The 18,863-nt window shown below is 47.0% G+C and carries 17 protein-coding genes; 10 read left to right on the top strand and 7 right to left on the bottom strand.

The features are described 5' to 3' along the window. Positions 1-5: 5 nt before the first annotated feature. Positions 6-1,028 (top strand): EF-P beta-lysylation protein EpmB, encoded by a 1,023-nt coding sequence (epmB, locus tag ACLIIY_RS16745; protein WP_434527924.1) that lies wholly within the window; start codon positions 6-8, stop codon positions 1,026-1,028. A gap of 94 nt (positions 1,029-1,122) precedes the next feature. After that, positions 1,123-1,620, top strand: coding sequence for an MgtC/SapB family protein (locus ACLIIY_RS16740; protein ID WP_005440468.1), 498 nt, complete (start codon positions 1,123-1,125; stop codon positions 1,618-1,620). Positions 1,621-1,717: 97 nt separating this feature from the next. Here the strand turns inward: ACLIIY_RS16740 and ACLIIY_RS16735 are convergent, their stop codons facing one another. From ACLIIY_RS16735 to ACLIIY_RS16725, 3 genes are all read right to left on the bottom strand, one after another. Next, positions 1,718-2,281 (bottom strand): VC2662 family protein, encoded by a 564-nt coding sequence (locus ACLIIY_RS16735; protein WP_033006223.1) that lies wholly within the window; start codon positions 2,279-2,281, stop codon positions 1,718-1,720. 476 nt (positions 2,282-2,757) lie between these two features. Continuing rightward, positions 2,758-4,404 carry a chaperonin GroEL gene (gene groL, locus ACLIIY_RS16730; protein WP_005440463.1) on the bottom strand — a complete coding sequence of 549 codons (1,647 nt, stop codon included), beginning with the start codon at positions 4,402-4,404 and terminating at the stop codon, positions 2,758-2,760. Between the two features lie 73 nt (positions 4,405-4,477). Then, the gene (locus ACLIIY_RS16725) at positions 4,478-4,768 is read right to left on the bottom strand and encodes a co-chaperone GroES (RefSeq protein WP_005440461.1); all 291 of its coding nucleotides are present in this window, start codon (positions 4,766-4,768) and stop codon (positions 4,478-4,480) included. A 228-nt stretch (positions 4,769-4,996) separates the two neighbouring features. Between ACLIIY_RS16725 and ACLIIY_RS16720 the strand changes: the two genes are divergently transcribed. Next, positions 4,997-6,376, top strand: coding sequence for an MATE family efflux transporter (locus ACLIIY_RS16720; RefSeq protein ID WP_039840837.1), 1,380 nt, complete (start codon positions 4,997-4,999; stop codon positions 6,374-6,376). Between the two features lie 107 nt (positions 6,377-6,483). Here ACLIIY_RS16720 and pfkA read toward each other — a convergent pair whose 3' ends face one another. The 3 genes from pfkA to ACLIIY_RS16705 form a co-directional block, all read right to left on the bottom strand. Next, positions 6,484-7,446 carry a 6-phosphofructokinase gene (pfkA, locus tag ACLIIY_RS16715; protein WP_005440457.1) on the bottom strand — a complete coding sequence of 321 codons (963 nt, stop codon included), beginning with the start codon at positions 7,444-7,446 and terminating at the stop codon, positions 6,484-6,486. Positions 7,447-7,731: 285 nt separating this feature from the next. After that, complete coding sequence (gene fieF / locus ACLIIY_RS16710; protein WP_041060881.1) at positions 7,732-8,640, bottom strand: CDF family cation-efflux transporter FieF; 909 nt, start codon at positions 8,638-8,640, stop codon at positions 7,732-7,734. A gap of 123 nt (positions 8,641-8,763) precedes the next feature. Beyond that, positions 8,764-9,273 (bottom strand): CpxP family protein, encoded by a 510-nt coding sequence (locus tag ACLIIY_RS16705; RefSeq protein ID WP_434527923.1) that lies wholly within the window; start codon positions 9,271-9,273, stop codon positions 8,764-8,766. A 190-nt stretch (positions 9,274-9,463) separates the two neighbouring features. Between ACLIIY_RS16705 and ACLIIY_RS16700 the strand changes: the two genes are divergently transcribed. From ACLIIY_RS16700 to trmL, 4 genes are all read left to right on the top strand, one after another. Then, positions 9,464-10,153 (top strand): response regulator, encoded by a 690-nt coding sequence (locus tag ACLIIY_RS16700; protein WP_020194826.1) that lies wholly within the window; start codon positions 9,464-9,466, stop codon positions 10,151-10,153. Next, positions 10,153-11,556 carry an envelope stress sensor histidine kinase CpxA gene (gene cpxA, locus ACLIIY_RS16695; protein ID WP_005440446.1) on the top strand — a complete coding sequence of 468 codons (1,404 nt, stop codon included), beginning with the start codon at positions 10,153-10,155 and terminating at the stop codon, positions 11,554-11,556. The genes ACLIIY_RS16700 and cpxA overlap by 1 nt, the downstream gene beginning before the upstream one ends. Before the next feature lie 72 nt (positions 11,557-11,628). Then, positions 11,629-12,237 (top strand): superoxide dismutase, encoded by a 609-nt coding sequence (locus tag ACLIIY_RS16690; protein WP_434527922.1) that lies wholly within the window; start codon positions 11,629-11,631, stop codon positions 12,235-12,237. A gap of 130 nt (positions 12,238-12,367) precedes the next feature. Then, positions 12,368-12,847, top strand: coding sequence for a tRNA (uridine(34)/cytosine(34)/5-carboxymethylaminomethyluridine(34)-2'-O)-methyltransferase TrmL (gene trmL / locus ACLIIY_RS16685; protein WP_005440442.1), 480 nt, complete (start codon positions 12,368-12,370; stop codon positions 12,845-12,847). Positions 12,848-12,917: 70 nt separating this feature from the next. Here the strand turns inward: trmL and ACLIIY_RS16680 are convergent, their stop codons facing one another. Next, on the bottom strand, positions 12,918-13,436 hold the full coding sequence (locus tag ACLIIY_RS16680; RefSeq protein ID WP_005448278.1) for an FxsA family protein: 519 nt from the start codon (positions 13,434-13,436) through the stop codon (positions 12,918-12,920). Positions 13,437-13,860: 424 nt separating this feature from the next. Here ACLIIY_RS16680 and aspA point away from each other — a divergent pair, with 424 nt between their 5' ends. The 3 genes from aspA to ACLIIY_RS16665 all read left to right on the top strand — a co-directional run bounded on the left by aspA (position 13,861) and on the right by ACLIIY_RS16665 (position 18,778). Next, positions 13,861-15,312 (top strand): aspartate ammonia-lyase, encoded by a 1,452-nt coding sequence (aspA, locus tag ACLIIY_RS16675; protein ID WP_009707864.1) that lies wholly within the window; start codon positions 13,861-13,863, stop codon positions 15,310-15,312. Between the two features lie 177 nt (positions 15,313-15,489). Then, positions 15,490-16,797 carry an anaerobic C4-dicarboxylate transporter gene (locus tag ACLIIY_RS16670; RefSeq protein ID WP_009707865.1) on the top strand — a complete coding sequence of 436 codons (1,308 nt, stop codon included), beginning with the start codon at positions 15,490-15,492 and terminating at the stop codon, positions 16,795-16,797. 160 nt (positions 16,798-16,957) lie between these two features. Then, positions 16,958-18,778, top strand: coding sequence for a protein-disulfide reductase DsbD (locus tag ACLIIY_RS16665; protein ID WP_434527921.1), 1,821 nt, complete (start codon positions 16,958-16,960; stop codon positions 18,776-18,778). The last annotated feature ends 85 nt before the right edge of the window (positions 18,779-18,863 follow it).

The raw sequence follows: 18,863 nt of genomic DNA, 5'->3' as shown, positions 1-18,863 counted from the left end.
ATTCAATGCCGCACATAATAACCCGAAAAGTCGAATCTGTTGAGCAAAACTGGCTCAAACAGTTAGCGAATGGGATCTCCGATCCTGCAAAATTGCTGGAAATGTTGGAAATCGATCCTTCACCGTGGCAGGACGGGTTCGCTGCGCGTAAGCTGTTTGCACAGCGTGTACCGCAAAGTTTTGTCGATAGGATGGAAAAAGGCAATCCTTACGATCCACTTTTGCGCCAAGTATTACCTTTGAGCGAAGAGTTTGAGGTACATGAAGGCTATTCGAATGATCCTTTGGAAGAGCAAGACAACGAGCTGCCTGGATTACTGCACAAATACCGCAATCGCGCATTGATGATAGTGAAAGGTGGTTGTGCGGTGAACTGCCGTTACTGCTTCCGTCGCCACTTCCCATATCAAGAGAATAAGAGTGGCAAACAGGCGTGGACGAAGTGCTTGGAGTACATGGCACAGCAACCAGAGCTCAATGAAGTGATCTTCTCTGGTGGCGATCCTCTGATGGCGAAAGACGATGAAATTCACTGGCTGCTTGAACACATCGCAAAAATCCCACACATCAAACGCCTGCGTATTCACAGCCGCTTGCCTGTAGTGATCCCTGCACGTATCACCGATGAACTATGCCAACTACTTCGCGCTTCTCGTCTGCAAATCATCTTGGTAACTCATATCAACCACGCCAACGAAATCAACGCTGAGTTTGCCGCTCAAATGGTAAAGTTGAAGCAGGCTGGCGTTACCTTGCTAAACCAGGGTGTACTGCTGAAAGACGTTAACAACAGCGTTGAAGCACAGGTTGCGCTGAACGAAGCGTTATTCGATGCTGGCATTTTGCCGTACTACTTGCACGTTTTGGATAAAGTCCAAGGTGCGGCGCATTACTTTGTTTCCGACGAAGAAGCCAAAGAAATCATGCGCGGTGTGATCACGCGAGTTTCTGGCTACCTGGTGCCAAAGCTCACCCGTGAAATTGGTGGTCGCCCAAGTAAAACACCACTGGATCTGCATCTAGAATAAGTTGCTTACCGTATAAAGATTGTCGTTACGAGCAAAAGCTTTTGTTCGATCAGGCGGTCTTATCTATGCATACTCCGCAAATTTGGAGGTTAAGATGCAAGCAACTTTTGAACACCTTTTCGATCTTGGCCCTTTTAGTTGGGCTGCGCTGCTTTGTTGTGCCATCAATGGTTTGATGATTGGCATAGAGCGTCAAACTCGCGGTAAACCCGTTGGTATTCGTACCGCAATTTTAGTTATCTCAGGCACTTACCTATTTATGTCAATGGCGGTATCGCTCTCGCCAAATACATTAGATCAAGCCCGTGTACTGGGTCAGATCATTACTGGCGTCGGCTTTTTGGGTGCCGGTGTGATGATGACTCAAGACGGAAAAATTCACGGCGTGACTTCTGCCGCCGTCATTTGGGTGTTGGCGGGGCTAGGCTTGATGATTGGCTTAGGTTACTTATCACAGTCGATCATCATTACCGTATTGGCACTGACCGTTTTACTCGGTGTGGACAAAGCGGAAAACCGCGTCAAAGCATTGCGCCGTGGTGTGCACCAGAAAATGCAGCAACGAAAAACATCAACGCGTTTAGTTAAGTAATCAAGCACAATAAAAAAGACCCCGACATCAAGCCGGGGTCTTTTTGTATCTGGCGTTAAGTTAGGAAGGTGACTTAACTTTTGGCGAAGCTCGCTGATTATTTAGCGAAGTTCACGATTGGGAAACACTTGAAGAAGCCGTTGTCCGCACAGTTTAGAAGACCAATTTGAACACCGTCGATTTGGTCAGTCATGTTGAAGAAACCTAGCTGGAAGTTAGATTTTTTAGAGATACTTGCCAGACCGATGTCTGCCATTGTGTAACCTTCAGAGTAGTTCACAGCACTCCAGTTTAGACCTTCAACGTTGTTAGTTACGTTTACCGCACCTAGGTTAAGACCCGTTGTTTGGCCTTGGTTCCAGTTGAATAGACCTAGAGAAACACCCTTCATTTCTTGGTTTACTTTAGACGCACCAAAGAAAAGACCGAAGTTCACACCAGTAGTACGGTCTGTTTCAGACATACCTAGTAGAGAGAAATCGACACCTTTTACTTCGTTCACTTGACCGTGAAGAACCGCAAGACGAACACCGCCAACAGAAGAGTTAGAAGGTGCGTTAGTGTTGTCGATAGTAGAAAACATAACTGGTGAGCTATCAGCAAGAGCAACAGGTGAAGCGATAACGGCTGCAACAGCCAGTGACGTCATTAGCTTTTTCATTTTTATCTCCATGGGGGAATTTAGTGTTTACAACACACTGTAATGTTCAAAGTTTGCGTCATTTTAACCAAATAAATGTTAGCGGGAAGTCATATTTAACTGCTTGAATAAATAAGCAATTAATTCATCAAACTTATTTTTCTGCATTTTCCCTGACCGTTTGCGCACAATAGCCACACAATTGCGTATTTTTAAACCAATTAACCTGATAAAAATTAAGCGTAATAATTACTCGCTAACTATCAGATTAAAAAGAAAAAAGTAAGAATAAACCTACAAGCTTACATACAAAGGCTCAGTACCAAAGTAATAGGCACAAAAAAGCCGAGGCATTCACCTCGGCTTATCGAACTTTATCGGTAGTCTAGCTCACCGCTATAAGGTTTTAGAACAAGGAGAGCACGCGCAGTTTACGCTAGTAAATGAGCATGCTCGACGCTGTTATCAAGCCTTAGAGCAAAGAGATAGGCTGGCTATTACATCATGCCGCCCATACCACCCATACCGCCCATACCACCCATGTCAGGCATACCTGCGCCGTCTTTTTGTGGTAGGTCAGTAACCATCGCTTCAGTTGTGATCATTAGACCCGCTACTGATGCTGCGAATTGTAGTGCGCTACGAGTTACTTTAGTTGGGTCTAGGATACCCATCTCTAGCATGTCGCCGTATTCGCCTGTTGCTGCGTTGTAGCCGTAAGAACCTTCACCCGCTTTCACGTTGTTCGCTACTACTGACTCTTCGTCACCTGCGTTCTTCGTGATTTGACGGATTGGCGCTTCCATTGCACGTAGTGCAACGCGGATACCAACGTTTTGCTCTTCGTTGTCACCTTCTAGGTCAACAATCTTAGATGCAGCGCGGATTAGTGCAACACCACCACCAGCAACTACGCCTTCTTCAACCGCTGCGCGAGTCGCGTGTAGTGCGTCTTCTACGCGGTCTTTCTTCTCTTTCATTTCAACTTCAGTTGCTGCACCAACTTTGATTACTGCAACACCGCCTGCTAGCTTAGCAACGCGCTCTTGTAGTTTCTCTTTGTCGTAGTCTGAAGTTGCATCTTCGATTTGCTGACGGATTTGAGCAACACGACCTTGGATCATTGCTTCTTCACCCACGCCATCGATGATGGTTGTGTTTTCTTTTGTGATTGCAACGCGCTTCGCTTGGCCTAGGTCTTCTAGTGCTACTTTTTCTAGCTCTAGACCGACTTCTTCAGAAATCACGATACCGCCAGTTAGGATAGCGATGTCTTGTAGCATTGCTTTACGACGGTCACCGAAACCAGGCGCTTTCACTGCTGCTACTTTAACGATGCCACGCATGTTGTTCACAACTAGTGTTGCTAGTGCTTCACCTTCTACGTCTTCAGCGATGATCAGTAGTGGGCGAGATGCTTTTGCTACTGCTTCTAGTGCTGGAAGAAGTTCACGGATGTTCGATACTTTCTTATCGATCAGAAGGATGAATGGGTTTTCTAGATCAACGCTGCCTGCTTCTTGGTTGTTGATAAAGTAAGGAGATAGGTAACCGCGGTCGAACTGCATACCTTCTACAACGTCTAGCTCATCTTGTAGCGCTTGACCTTCTTCAACAGTGATAACACCGTCACGGCCAACTTTTTCCATTGCTTCAGCAATGATGTTACCTACGCTTGAGTCAGAGTTTGCAGAGATAGTACCAACCTGTGCGATTGCTTTAGTGTCGTTACACTCAACAGATAGCTCTTTTAGTTGCTCAACCGCTGCGATAACGGCTTTGTCGATACCGCGCTTAAGATCCATTGGGTTCATACCCGCTGCTACTGCTTTTAGACCTTCGTTTACGATTGCTTGCGCTAGTACGGTTGCTGTTGTTGTACCGTCACCTGCTGCGTCGTTTGCTTTAGACGCAACTTCTTTAACCATTTGTGCGCCCATGTTCTGGAACTTGTCTTCCAGCTCAATTTCACGCGCTACTGATACACCATCTTTAGTGATTGTTGGTGCACCAAAAGATTTGTCTAGAACTACGTTACGACCTTTAGGACCCAGTGTTACTTTCACTGCGTCCGCTAGAACGTTTACGCCTTCTAGCATTTTAACTCGTGCGTCATTACCAAATTTAACGTCTTTAGCAGCCATCTTTGATTTCCTTTCTAAATTCTGTTTTTGATTGCGTTTTGAATCAGAGCAAAAAATTACTCAACGATTGCTATTAGTCGACAATAGCCATGATGTCGTTTTCAGACATGATAAGAACTTCTTTGCCGTCGATCTTCTCAGTCTTAGTGCCGTAACCTTCAGCGAAGATAACGGTATCACCAACTTTAACGTCCAGCGGTAGCACTGTGCCGTTCTCTAGGATGCGGCCTTTACCCACAGCTAGAACAACACCGCGAGTCGATTTTTCCGCAGCAGAACCAGTTAAAACGATGCCACCAGCTGACTTAGATTCAACTTCTTTACGTTCAACGATAACTCGGTCATGTAATGGACGAATGTTCATCGGTCGTCTCTCCTGAAAATTTCCATGATTATTTGATAATTGCCCGCTCAGGGGCACGTGATCTGTATATAAGGGCAAAGCTAAGGATCCCAAGGGGTAGACGTGAAATTTTTGTGACTTAGTTAAAATAACCAGCAGCTAAGCAACGGTTTGCGTGCGAAATGCTCGCTCGCCGAGGCAATGGCTTTCTTGTATCCTTGCCCTTCCCTCACCAGATAGACGTCAAAAATGTTGGAAAAGAATAAGCCGGGCAACCAGGCCGAAGACAAACATGGTTTGTTGACCGCCCCCATTCCCGACACCTTACGCAAAATGACCGTACCCATGACCATGGGCATGATCGCGATTTTGATGTTTAACTTGGTCGATACCTTCTTCATCTCGTTATTAGGCACTCAAGCGCTCGCGGCGATCAGTTATACCTTCCCAGTAACCTTTGCGGTGAACTGCATCACCATGGGTATTGGCATGGGGCTGTCGACCAATATTGGCCGCCTGCTTGGTCAAGGACATGCATCTCAAGCAGCTCGCTTTACTAGCCATGGTTTACTACTGGCAGTTGTTTTAGTCACCATCGCCTCGACGCTGGGTTTCTTTACTATTGAGCCACTGTTCAGCTTACTCGGAGCAAAAGAAGACTCGATTCCACTGATTGAGCAGTACATGCAGGTCTGGTATCTGACCATTCCCCTGCTGGTGATCCCAATGGCAGGCAATAGCGCTATTAGGGCGACGGGTGACACCAAAACCCCAGCCAAGATCATGATGCTCGCTGGGCTTATCAACGGCATTCTCGATCCTCTGCTGATCTTTGGTTACGGCCCTTTTCCTGAGCTCGGCATTCAAGGCGCTGCGATTGCCAGTGCATTCAGTTGGTTTGGTGCGTTGTGCGGGTCGTTCTATGTATTGGTGAAACGCGAGAAATTACTTGCTGCACCGCACTGGTCGCTCATCAAACAAGACTGGCAACAAACCTTAAAAATAGGCACACCGGCAGCACTCTCGAACGCAATGAACCCATTATCGGGCGCGATTTTGATGATGATTTTGTCTAGCCATGGCACCGCAGCGGTTGCAGCTTATGGCGCAGCGCAACGTATTGAATCAATCTTGATTTTGGTACTGATGTCTCTGACCTCTGCACTCACCCCGTTTATGGCGCAAAACTTTGGGGCGAATAACCCTGCTCGTGCATTCTCTGGCTGGTTCCTGAGCATGCGCTTTGCGGTGGTGTTCCAAGGCTTTATCTTTTTGATGATGGTGCCTCTCAGCATTCCTCTTGCTGCGCTTTTCTCTCAAGAAGCAGCGGTAAAAGACTTGCTGTGGCATTACCTATTAGTCGTGCCATTTAGCTACGGCTTCCAAGGAATTGTGATGATGTTGGTGAGTGGCTATAACGCGATGCACAAACCGCTTCGCGCCTTTCAATGGAGCTTTATGCGCTTATTCGTCTTTACGTTACCAGCGGCATGGATAGGCAGTCAGCTTTATAGCATCGAAGGTTTGTTTATTGGTATTGCTCTGGGTAACACACTGGGCGGCTTGTTAGGCTATCTCTTTGCCTTGCGCGAGCGTCGCCTAACGTTAGCAGAGCACGCTAGTTCTTAACTCGGCACAAAACCTGTCTCAAGCAAACTTCAGCTCAGACAAATTTCAGATAATAAAAAACCGCGGATAACCGCGGTTTTTTTAGATTTTGACTTTATCAAGCAGGCTTAGAATAGCTCTTCAGCAACTTGGTATAGGTCGTTGCGTACTGGACGCTTCATGTTCTCGATTGCATCGATGATGTCGTGGTGAACCAGTTGCTCTTTCACGATACCAACACAACGGCCGCCGTGGCCTTCCATTAGTAGGTGAACAGCGTAGTTACCCATGCGAGATGCTAGAACACGGTCGAATGCTGTTGGACGACCACCACGTTGGATGTGACCAAGAACCGTTGCGCGAGTTTCACGACCTGTTGCCGCTTCGATCTCTTTCGCAAGTTCGTTTGCATCCATCATCAGCTCAGTTAGCGCGATGATTGCGTGTTTCTTACCTTTAGAGATGCCATCTTGGATGTTGCTGATTAGCTTCTCTTTATCTAGACCAGTTTCTGGAGTGATGATGTACTCACAGCCACCTGCGATTGCAGACATCAGAGTTAGGTCACCACAGTGACGACCCATGATTTCTACGATAGAAATACGCTGGTGAGAAGAAGACGTGTCACGTAGACGGTCGATTGCATCGATAACTGTGTTTAGTGCAGTTAGGTAACCGATTGTGTAATCCGTACCCGCGATGTCGTTATCGATTGTGCCTGGTAGACCGATACATGGGTAACCCATTTCAGTCAGTTTCTTAGCACCCATGTAAGAACCGTCACCACCGATAACAACTAGTGCATCGATACCGTGCTTTTTAAGGTTCTCAATCGCTTGTTCGCGTACTGCCACTTCCTTGAATTCAGGGAAACGTGCAGAGCCTAGGAATGTACCACCCTTGTTGATCACATCAGAAACACTAGAACGATCTAGCTTTGCGATGCGGTCTTCGTAAAGACCTAGGTAGCCATCGTAAACACCGTAAACTTCCAATCCCTCAGATAGTGCTGTACGAACTACGCCGCGTACTGCAGCGTTCATACCAGGTGCGTCACCGCCACTTGTTAAAACACCGATCTTCTTAATCATGCTCACCCTCGATCTTTGGCAATCAATTTATTTAATTTTCTTTTAGGCCCCTTGTTACCAAGCAACCTGCATAATCCAGAACTGTGCGTTATGTTACATTTCCTCTACAGGAATACCAATGAAAACACACTTTTTTATGTAACTTTTCTACTTATGTAAGAGTATTACAGTTTCTCTTTGCAACTTCGTTGATTCACATCAGGATCACGATTCTTAGCAAGTAGTGATGGAAAGATAGTCAATAAGCGTCTATTTGTCGTCACGCTTGGTCTGATTTTTCGACCGCTACCAATCTTGTGCTTTTTGCTCTTTCTCTGGTCCAAATATCACCGATAACGGATCTTGGTGGATCAGCACATCTGCTTCTGGGAACAAGGCTAACAAATTCGCTTCCACTTCATCTGCAATATGATGGGCTTCTATTAAAGGTAGATGATCATTCAACTCTAAATGCAATTGAATAAAACGCGTTGGCCCAGACATGCGAGTACGGAGCTGATGTACACCCAACACACCTTCGACCTTCAAACACTCTTGGCGAATTTGCTCCAACTCTTCATCAGGCAACTTTCTATCAAGTAACGTTTGAATCGCTTCGCTGACCATCTTGAACGCGCTGTACAAAATAAAGATACCGATACCGACCGCAAACACCGCATCGGCTTGCGTTACCCCAAAATAGCTCAAACCTAGCGCCACCATAATGGCACCGTTCATATAAAGGTCTGTTTGGTAATGCAGAGAATCAGCAGCGATAGCTTGGCTGCCCGTCATGCGCACTACACGCTTTTGGAACATCACAAGTCCAAATGTCATCACCATAGCAAACAGTGAAACGTAAACGCCGAGCTCTGGCGATTGCAGATCTTGCGGACGGAAGAAACGCTCGATACCGTTTAGGATCAAAAACACCGCGGAGCCCGAGATAAACATCGCTTGTGCCAACGCAGCTAAAGACTCGGCTTTGCCGTGCCCGAAGGTGTGTTCTTTATCTGCTGGCTGGAGGGAATAGCGCACCACAATAAGGTTCACTACCGATGCGGCAATATCCAACATGGAGTCAATTAATGAGGCAAGTAAGCTGACAGAGCCCGTCACCCACCAAGTGATGACTTTGACAATCAAAAGAAGCGTCGCCACGATGGTTGCCGTCCAAGCTGCCATCGTCACTAAACGTGCGTATTGCTGTTTCATAATCAAATAGTTAACTCAAACCGTGCTTTGAGTATACCTTGAGAATGATTTAATGAGTATGAAATCGCCAAGATCAAAAAGAGGCAGCACTCTGGCTACCTCTCTTACTTTATCTTTCAGCGATTAGCTGTTGTGGTGCTTTTCCATGCGTTTTTGCATTTTTTCGCCACACTTCTGTTGACGCTCTTTTTGTAGCTCAACAAATTTTGTTTTTTGCTCAGGAGTCAGAACACTCAGCATTTGGTGCTTTTTCTCCATCATCTTAACGCGACGCTCAGTTTGCTTCTCAACCATTTCTTTCGCTAGGTCGTTTGCTGCTGCTTCGTCGAAGTTATCCGCCAATAGTAGCGCTTGTACTTTGTCGTGGTGTGCTTGACGCTCTGCCATGAGAGCTTCGTGACCGTCGGCGAATTTCGCTTTCATTTCTGCTTTGTTCGCTTCACGCATTTCTTTTAGCTGGTCTTTTTGAGCATCAGTTAGGTCTAGTTGACGCATGATGCCGCGGTCCATACCCATACCACACTCACCGCGATGACCTTTGTGGTCTTTACCGCCGAATGCGAATGCACTCGCTGTACCTAGAGTTAGAGGTAGAACAACAGCCGCTAGTACTAATTTCTTTGCAGTTTTCATAATGAGATTCCTTACACAGGTTAGTGATTCTTCTGAGCTGTTCTCACAGCGCTTGAGTGTAGAATACGACCTACTAGGTAAAGCGACGTATAGAGACCGTAAAGAATCGTAAAGAGTGATTTTTACACTCATTCCTCCTCGTCATTACCATGTAATATTAAAGCAACCACGATGATAAATAGGTATTCAAATGGCGAACATTCTTTTGATTGATGACGACACAGAGCTAACCAGCCTACTTAAAGAAGTGCTGAGCTTTGAAGGGTACGAAGTCAGTGAAGCCAATGATGGTGAAGCAGGCTTATTGGCGATTAACAGTGAGATCGATCTTGTACTGCTTGACGTCATGATGCCAAAACTCAATGGAATGGAGACTCTAAAACGCCTACGCGAAAACTGGGAGACACCAGTCTTGATGCTCACCGCTAAAGGTGAGGAGATCGATCGCGTGATTGGCCTAGAGCTTGGCGCGGATGATTACCTACCAAAGCCTTTTAGCGACCGTGAACTGTTAGCGCGTATTCGAGCTATCTTACGCCGCACCACTAGTACCCAAAAGAACACCAAGAACAGCGATTGCATTGAGTATCGAGAAATCAAACTCTACCCAGGTAAACAAGAAGCCTACTGTGAAGAAGCCCTACTGGATTTAACCACGACCGAATTTGCGCTGTTAACACACTTTGTGCAGAACCCAGGCCAAGTACTGACGAAAGAAACCCTCAGTCTTGATGTGCTTGGTAAGCGCCTTGCTGCCTTTGACCGTGCGATCGATATGCACGTCTCCAACCTACGTAAAAAATTGCCAGACCAAAGCAACGGTAAGCCACGCATTAAAACCCTACGAGGGCGCGGCTACATGTTGATTGAGGAGGATTAATGCGAGCACCACGCTTCAAACTGCCGAAGATAAACAGCTTGTATGGACGCATCTTTGCCATCTTTTGGTTCACTATGTTCTTGGTTCTGATGGCGGTGCTGTCATTGCCACACCTTGACCCACGAAAAGCACGCGACATCCCGCAAGACCACTATCAGCGTATGATTGACATACGTGACGGCATTGAGAAGAAGTATCGCAAGCAAGATAACCTTGGCAAGATTTTGTTCAGCATCGAAGGTCAGCGACGCAGCAAGCATGATCCGCGTCCGCGTATCTTCTTTTCTGATCACGAAGGCAATGTCTTAACTACATCGAGCCACAAAGACTTCAAACTGCGTGCGCTGCAAAACTTTGTCACTAGCATTGAAGATCAGTCTCAGCCGAAACAAAAACTCTACGGCCGCTACATGATCGCAGGCCCAGTCCCGATCAAAATCGCCAACTCTGACTTACTGATGTACGTCGGTTTCAAATGGAACGAGCCGCCTCCGATCATGTTGCGCCTGTTCGATCACCCATTGCAATTGCTGCTCGCCGTCATGTTGGTGAGCACACCGCTACTGCTGTGGCTTGCATGGGCATTGAGCCAACCAGCTCGACGACTAGAAACCGCGGCACAGCGCGTTGCCAAAGGTGAGTTTGTCATCGACCCTAATCTGGAAAAAGGCACTACGGAGTTTCGCCAAGCAGGTACCAGCTTTAACCAAATGGTTGAGGCAGTGAATCAAATGATTTCTGGCCAGCAGCGCTTGCTCTCAGATATCTCACACGAACTGCGCTCCCCACTCACTCGCCTGCGTATGGCAAGTGCGTTGGCGACGCGTAAACAAGGTGAAAGCCCAGAGCTGACTCGTATTGATACCGAAGCCCAGCGCTTAGAACAGATGATTGCCGAGCTGCTTGAGCTGTCACGCATGCAAGTGAACAGTCACATGACGCGTGAAACCCAGCCGATTGCTAGCTTATGGGAAGAGATCATTAAAGACGCACAGTTCGAAGCGGAACAGATGGGTAAAACGCTTAGCTACTCTGCTGTGCCAGAACGCAGTATCTCAGGTAACCCGAAACTGTTGATGAGCGCGGTAGAGAACATCATCCGCAACGCGATTTACTACGGCAAAGACGAAGTGAAAATCAACATTCAGGATTCATTCGATACGCTACGCATTGTGGTGGATGACAACGGCGAAGGCGTACCAGAGGAAGAGTTAGAAGCGATTTTCCGTCCGTTCTATCGTGTGTCGACCGCGCGCGACCGCCATTCAGGTGGTACAGGGTTAGGCTTAACCATCACCGAAAGTGCGATTCGTCAGCACAGTGGTTCGATTATCGCAAGTCGCAGCCCATTGGGTGGTTTACGCGTCACCATTACCCTGCCATTGATCAGTGAGGCAAAATAACCCCACAAAGACCAATGTTGATAATGATTTTCATTAACATTAAAGTAAATCCTCCATTAAGGAGGATTTACAATGTCGCACACTTTCCCAGAGCTTCCGTACAGCTACGATGCGTTAGAGCCTTACATCGATGCGAAAACCATGGAAGTTCACTACAGCAAACACCACAAAACCTATTACGATAAATTCATGGCTGCCGCAAAAGGCAGCGTTCTCGAGACCCAAAGCCTCGATGACATCTTCGCTAGCATTTCTCAACACAGCCCAGCTATCCGCAACAATGGCGGTGGTTACTACAATCACATCATTTACTGGAACTGCATGTCACCAGATGGTGGCGGTGAGCCTCAAGGTGCTCTTGCAGAGGCCATCAACGACAAGTTTGGTGACTTCGAAAAATTCAAAGACGAGTTCGCACAAGCAGCTATCAATACCTTCGGCTCAGGCTTTGCTTGGCTAGTCGTAAAAGATGGTGAGATTCACATTACCTCCACCAGCAACCAAGACAATCCTCTGATGGACGTTGCTGCAGTACAAGGTGAGCCAGTTCTAGCATTGGATGTGTGGGAGCACGCTTACTACATCAGCTACCAAAACCGTCGCCCTGAGTACATCGACGCCTGGTGGAATGTGGTCAACTGGCGCGCAGTCGAAGAGAACTACACTCGCGCTCTGAGTTAATCTGTCTTAATTAGGGCAACACACTGAAGTGGTTGCCCTCTTCTATACCCAGTCATTATGTTGAATCTCGCTTCTCATGGTGACTTGGGTATATACTGCTCGCCTGTTTTGACCAATCTAATTCAATACCATGTTTGATATCGCTCTATACGAACCAGAAATCGCGCCGAACACCGGCAACATCATTCGCCTATGTGCTAACTGTGGTGCGAATCTCCACCTGATTGAGCCACTGGGTTTCGATCTAGAAGAGAAGAAAGTCCGCCGCGCAGGTTTGGATTACCACGATTTGGCTCGCGTGACGCGTCATAAAGATTATCAAGCATTCTTGGAATACTTAGAGAAAGAGAAACAAGGCAACTACCGCCTGTTTGCATGTACGACAAAGACCACAGGTCATCACGTCGATGCGAAATATCAAGAAGGCGATGTTTTGATGTTTGGCCCAGAAACTCGTGGCCTACCAGCAGACGTGATTGATAGCCTTCCAATGGAACAACGTATTCGTATTCCTATGATGCCGGATGCGCGCAGCCTGAACCTTTCTAATGCCGTTGCGATTATTGCGTTTGAAGCATGGCGTCAAATGGGCTTTGAAGGCGCGTTGTAAGCACAGCAAATCACAGATACTAAAAAGGGCGCTCAATGCGCCCTTTTGCTTTTCTTACTGACCGATTGAATCAGTTGAGCTTGTTACGATCATTGTCGTCTTTACGCTCGTATTCACCTTCGAAGGTGTTGCCATTATCCGATTGAGAATCAAATGGGTCACGACGGAACGGGTCTTGCTCAAATGGACCTTGATTTGAGAAGCCACCTTGGAAGCCGCCACCATTCATGGTCTTCACCACCATCTTGCTCATTAGGTATTTCGCAATCGCCGCTCGCGGTGCTGGCAACAACACCAACATACCCAATGCGTCAGTCATGAAACCTGGTGTTAACAGCAATACGCCTGCAACTGCCAGCATCACACCTTCAAAAATCTGTTGAGCCGGAAGCTCACCTTGCTCTAAGCGACCTTGCACTGACATCAATGTCTGGATGCCTTGGCTACGCACCAAAGACGCACCAACAAATGCAGTAATCAATACTAAAGCAATCGTAGGCCAGAGACCTAAGAAGCCTCCCACCTGAATAAATAGGCCGATTTCGATGATCGGGACGAAAATAAACGCCAATAATAAGATAGGAAACACACGCCCTCCTTTGTTGATTTCAGTGTAATGGCAAAAGCCTACTAAGCTCAAACGAATCGTTGTAAAAAAGCGTGTTCATACTAGGGAGAATGCGTTGTGCAAAAAATGCCCTTTGAATAAAGGTGCATATACAAAAATTGGTCGTTGAAAAGTGCTATTTTCGGACTCTTAATATCCATGTTTGTCGAGGAAAATCGCCTACCCATAAAGGGTTATTAATATCCCGTTCATACTTTGCAAAATATTGACGCATCAAAAGCGAAAAAGGTGATCCACTTACTATTTTTATGCGCTAGGTGCAGTATGATGTGCCACATAAGTCAGGACGGTTTTTCCAGCCAAAAACTCTGATGAATGGATTCTAGATTGCAGAAATGGCTAATAAATAACTTAAATATCAGAATTATTATCTAAGGATCCTGTTATGGCTACACTATCTGATGCTCCAAAGACAGCAAACCAAGCCACTCGTATTGAAGAAGATCTATTAGGCCAACGTCATGTCCCCGCCGATGCTTACTACGGCATCCACACACTTCGCGCTATCGAAAACTTCAACATTTCAAGCACTACCATCTCTGACGTACCTGAATTTGTACGTGGCATGGTAATGACTAAGAAAGCCGCTGCACTAGCAAACAAAGAGCTAGGTGCAATTCCAAAAGACGTTGCTAACTACATCCTAGAAGCGTGTGATTTGATCCTTGAAACAGGTAAGTGCATGGATCAGTTCCCTTCAGACGTATTCCAAGGCGGTGCAGGCACGTCAGTGAACATGAACACTAACGAAGTTATCGCGAACGTTGCACTTGAACTGATGGGCAAGGAAAAAGGCCAATATGAGTTCATCAACCCGAACGATCACGTAAACAAGAGCCAATCAACAAACTGTGCGTACCCAACGGGTTTCCGTATCGCGGTTTACAACAGTGTTCATCAGTTGATGGAAGCGATCGAATACCTTAAAGGCGCATTCGAGCTTAAAGCACAAGAATTCAAAGACATCTTGAAGATGGGTCGTACTCAGCTGCAAGATGCAGTTCCTATGACTGTGGGCCAAGAGTTCCACGCATGGGCAGTAACACTAAACGAAGAAATTCGTGCTCTAGATTACACGTCTAAGCTACTACTAGAAATCAACCTAGGTGCAACAGCAATCGGTACTGGTCTAAACGCACCAACAGGTTACCAAGCGCTAGCAGTAAAACATCTAGCAGAAGTAACGGGTCTAGAAGTGGTACCAGCAGAAGACCTGATCGAAGCGACTTCTGACTGTGGTGCTTACGTAATGACGCACGGTGCGCTGAAACGTCTAGCAGTGAAACTGTCGAAGATCTGTAACGACCTTCGCCTACTTTCTTCTGGTCCACGTGCTGGTCTTAACGAACTAAACCTACCAGAAATGCAAGCAGGCTCTTCAATTATGCCAGCTAAAGTAAACCCAGTTATCCCAGAAGTAGTAAACCAAGTTTGCTTCAAAGTTCTAGGCAACGACAACACGGTTTCTTTCGCAGCAGAAGGCGGTCAGCTACAGCTAAACGTAATGGAACCAGTTATCGCACAAAGCGTATTTGAGTCTATCTCTCTACTTCACAACGCATGTGTGAACCTACGCGATAAATGTATCGATGGCATCACTGTGAACAAAGAAGTTTGCGAAAACTACGTTTACAACTCTATCGGTATCGTAACTTACCTAAACCCATACATCGGCCACCACGAAGGCGATATCGTTGGTAAGATCTGTGCAGAAACAGGTAAGAGTGTACGTGATGTAGTTCTAGAACGCGGTTTATTAACTGAAGAAGAGCTAGATGACATCTTATCGGTTGAAAACTTCATGCATCCGACTTATAAAGCGAAACGCTACGAGTAATCGCATGTGAAAGGGGTCCCTAACGGGGGCCCTTTTTTAGGCTCGAATACGGTTAACCACAATTTTTATGCGCTTTTTATTGCCGTAAGCCGCTCGGGTTCTGATTTTCTGAACACTTACTCCTGTTCCTGAGTGCTCAAAAAATCAGAATCATTAAAAACTAAAAGAGGTATCAATATGGTAATGGTCGAACTCTTCGTGGTTCTGCTCTTCATTTATTTGGGGGCAAGAATCGGTGGTATCGGCATTGGTTTTGCCGGTGGTGCTGGGGTAATTGCATTGTCTTTAATCCTAGGTGTCCCGACAAGCCAGTCTTTCATCCCTGTCGATGTAATACTGATCATCATGTCTGTAATTACTGCTATCGCTGCAATGCAGGTAGCGGGTGGTTTGGACTGGATGGTTCAGGTTGCGGAAGACTTTTTGCGTAAACATCCCGAACGCATCACCTTTTACGCACCTATCGTGACATTCCTAATGACACTACTTGCGGGTACTGGTCACACGGCATTCTCTACTCTTCCTGTTATTGCAGAAGTAGCGAAAGGCCAAGGTGTTCGTCCTTCTCGTCCACTGTCTATCGCGGTAGTGGCATCGCAAATCGCTATCACAGCGTCGCCAATCTCTGCGGCTGTTGTAGCGTTCGCAGCAATGCTTCACCCATTTGGCGTTGACTACCTAACGCTACTAGCAATCTGTATCCCAACAACGTTCATCGCTTGTATGATCGGTGCATTCGTAGCGAACTTCATGGGTAGCGAGCTTAAAGACGATCCTGAATACCAAGACCGTCTAGCAAAAGGCTTGATCAAGCTAAACACAGAATCTAAGCGTGAAATCCTGCCAACAGCGAAGAAAGCAACTTTCATCTTCCTAGGCGCAATCGCATTCGTAGTGTGTTACGCAGCAGCAATCTCTGGCTCTGTTGGCCTTATCGAGAACCCTGCTCTAGGTCGTAACGAAGCTATCATGACGGTAATGCTAGCAGCTGCGGCAGCTATCGTAATGAGCTGTAAAATCGACGCTGGCAAAATCCCAGCAGCAGCAACATTCCGCTCTGGTATGACAGCGTGTGTGTGTGTTCTTGGTGTGGCATGGCTAGGTTCTACGTTCGTTAACGCGCACGTTGATGGCATCAAAGAAGTGGCTGGTGCGCTACTAGCAGACTACCCATGGATGCTAGCACTTGTTCTGTTCTTCGCTTCAATGCTGCTTTACTCGCAAGGTGCAACTACCGTTGCGCTTATGCCAGCAGCACTAGCAATCGGTGTGGCACCACTTACCGCAGTTGCGTCTTTCGCAGCAGTAAGTGCGCTATTCGTACTGCCAACTTACCCAACGCTACTAGCAGCGGTTGAGATGGACGACACGGGTTCAACTCGTATCGGTAAGTACGTATTCAACCACCCATTCTTCGTACCAGGTGTGGTTACTATCGCTTCAGCGGTAGCACTTGGCTTCGCATTCGGTGGTCTACTGATCTAGTAGAAACAGAGTCTTACTCGGGGAGCTTCGGCTCCCTTTTTTATTGTCTGTCGCATTGGAAGCGCTTAACAAATCTTCACTTCCATGAAACTTATTGGCTAGCCAGCAGGTCTGATTGAGTTACACTAACGGCAATTATCTAAGATGAATTGAACCTTTTATGCGTGCATTACTCTCCGTCTTACTCTTAGGGCTTATTACCTTTTCTGCGCCTTCTTTTGCGCTGTTTGGCAATGACACCCAAAACACCTTTGGCAGCAGCAACGATACCTTTGTGTCTGTCGATCAGGCTTTCCCATTCAACTACTACCAACAAGACGGCACACTGATGCTGGACTGGCAAGTACGCGATGGTTATTACCTGTATCAAGAACGCCTATCGGTAGCGGGTGAGAAAGTATCGTTAGGCGAACTGCAAATGGAAGACGGAACGCCACATAAAGATGAATTCTTTGGTGACGTGCATATCTACACCCAGCCTCTGTTCGTTAACGTCCCAATGCACGACTGGCAAGATGGAGCACGCGTGGTGGTGCAATACCAAGGCTGTGCGAAAGCAGGCTTCTGTTACCCACCAGAAACTCGCGTGATTCCTATCAGCGCGTTTACTTCGTCGAACTCAGATTCAACAGCGGCGACAACTGCACCAAAAGCAGAGCAAGCACCAACGGTAACGCCACCAGCGGCGCAATCATCTACGTCTGGCGACACATCATCGGCTCCAGTAACACAGCAAGATAGCCTTGCCGCAAACCTAGCTGATAACTGGTGGACACCACTTCTGTTCTTGGCGCTTGGTGTGGGCTTGGCGTTTACACCATGTGTGCTGCCGATGTACCCAATTCTGACCAGCATCGTGCTTGGCAGCGGCAAACTGAGCCAACGCCGTGCGCTAGGCTTGTCGTTTGTCTACGTACAAGGCATGGCGCTGACTTACACCCTACTCGGCCTTGTAGTCGCGTCTGCGGGCATGCAGTTCCAAGCAGCGATGCAACACCCTTATGTACTGATTGGTTTGAGTGTGCTGTTCGTGACACTCGCACTGTCTATGTTTGGCGTTTATAACCTGCAACTGCCAAGTGGCGTGCAAACGTGGTTAAACAACCTCAGCAACAAACAACAAGGCGGAAGCAGCGCAGGCGTATTCGCGATGGGTGCGATTTCTGGTCTGGTGTGCTCACCATGTACCACAGCGCCTCTGTCTGGTGCGCTACTTTACGTTGCACAAAGCGGTGACTTGCTGACGGGTGGTATCGCGCTTTACGCACTGGCGATGGGTATGGGTATTCCACTCATTCTTGTTGCAGTATTCGGCAACAAACTTCTGCCAAAAGCAGGAGGTTGGATGGATCGCGTTAAGACCCTATTTGGCTTCATTTTACTGGCTGCACCTATCTTCTTACTTGAGCGCATCTTGCCAGAAATGTGGGCTACGGCATTGTGGTCAGCACTGGGTATCGCAGCTTTTGGTTGGCTATACCACATCAAAAACAGCCTAGAATTTGGCGGTTGGAAGCAAAGTGCAGTGGGCATCATTGCTGTGCTTGGTTTGTTTGCTTCTGCTCAACCAGCACTGAACTACTGGTTTGGCGGTAATACCACTACACAAACTCAGCAAGCAACCGTGAGCTTTACCCGTATCGCTAACGTGGCTGAGCTTGAGGCTGCACTTGCTCAGGCGAAACAAGCCGGCAAACCAGTGATGCTGGATTTCTACGCCGACTGGTGCGTAGCATGTAAAGAGTTCGAGAAGTACACCTTCCATGACCCAAGCGTCGAAGCCAAACTGCAAGACTTCGTTCTTCTGCAAGCGGACGTAACTAAGAACCAAGTGCAAGATATCGAGCTGCTTAAACATATGAATGTACTTGGTTTGCCAACGATTGAGTTCTGGGATGCCAATGGCGAACATGTTTCAAACGCTCGTTTGACGGGCTTTATGCAAGCCGAGCCTTTCTTAGAGCATATCAACCGATTCTGATGATGAATCTTTCAAACGCCAGTGATTTTTCACTGGCGTTTTTTGTTGTCTCAATAAAACCAAGAAAGTTGCGTTTATATGCAAT

It is taken from the genome of Vibrio sp. K4 (genome assembly GCF_051122595.1).
Taxonomy (GTDB): Bacteria; Pseudomonadota; Gammaproteobacteria; order Enterobacterales; family Vibrionaceae; genus Vibrio; species Vibrio owensii.
Note: the sequence above shows the minus strand (reverse complement) of the source record. Positions and strands in the feature narration are given on the sequence as shown.

Coding starts and splice junctions, on each gene's coding strand:
- pfkA (WP_005440457.1), bottom strand. CDS start 7,446: ATGATTAAGAAGATCGGTGTTTTAACAAGTGGCGGTGACGCACCTGGT.
- ACLIIY_RS16725 (WP_005440461.1), bottom strand. CDS start 4,768: ATGAACATTCGTCCATTACATGACCGAGTTATCGTTGAACGTAAAGAA.
- ACLIIY_RS16740 (WP_005440468.1), top strand. CDS start 1,123: ATGCAAGCAACTTTTGAACACCTTTTCGATCTTGGCCCTTTTAGTTGG.
- trmL (WP_005440442.1), top strand. CDS start 12,368: ATGTTTGATATCGCTCTATACGAACCAGAAATCGCGCCGAACACCGGC.
- ACLIIY_RS16700 (WP_020194826.1), top strand. CDS start 9,464: ATGGCGAACATTCTTTTGATTGATGACGACACAGAGCTAACCAGCCTA.
- ACLIIY_RS16690 (WP_434527922.1), top strand. CDS start 11,629: ATGTCGCACACTTTCCCAGAGCTTCCGTACAGCTACGATGCGTTAGAG.
- fieF (WP_041060881.1), bottom strand. CDS start 8,640: ATGAAACAGCAATACGCACGTTTAGTGACGATGGCAGCTTGGACGGCA.
- ACLIIY_RS16670 (WP_009707865.1), top strand. CDS start 15,490: ATGGTAATGGTCGAACTCTTCGTGGTTCTGCTCTTCATTTATTTGGGG.
- ACLIIY_RS16720 (WP_039840837.1), top strand. CDS start 4,997: ATGTTGGAAAAGAATAAGCCGGGCAACCAGGCCGAAGACAAACATGGT.
- ACLIIY_RS16665 (WP_434527921.1), top strand. CDS start 16,958: ATGCGTGCATTACTCTCCGTCTTACTCTTAGGGCTTATTACCTTTTCT.
- cpxA (WP_005440446.1), top strand. CDS start 10,153: ATGCGAGCACCACGCTTCAAACTGCCGAAGATAAACAGCTTGTATGGA.
- epmB (WP_434527924.1), top strand. CDS start 6: ATGCCGCACATAATAACCCGAAAAGTCGAATCTGTTGAGCAAAACTGG.
- aspA (WP_009707864.1), top strand. CDS start 13,861: ATGGCTACACTATCTGATGCTCCAAAGACAGCAAACCAAGCCACTCGT.
- ACLIIY_RS16735 (WP_033006223.1), bottom strand. CDS start 2,281: ATGAAAAAGCTAATGACGTCACTGGCTGTTGCAGCCGTTATCGCTTCA.
- ACLIIY_RS16705 (WP_434527923.1), bottom strand. CDS start 9,273: ATGAAAACTGCAAAGAAATTAGTACTAGCGGCTGTTGTTCTACCTCTA.
- groL (WP_005440463.1), bottom strand. CDS start 4,404: ATGGCTGCTAAAGACGTTAAATTTGGTAATGACGCACGAGTTAAAATG.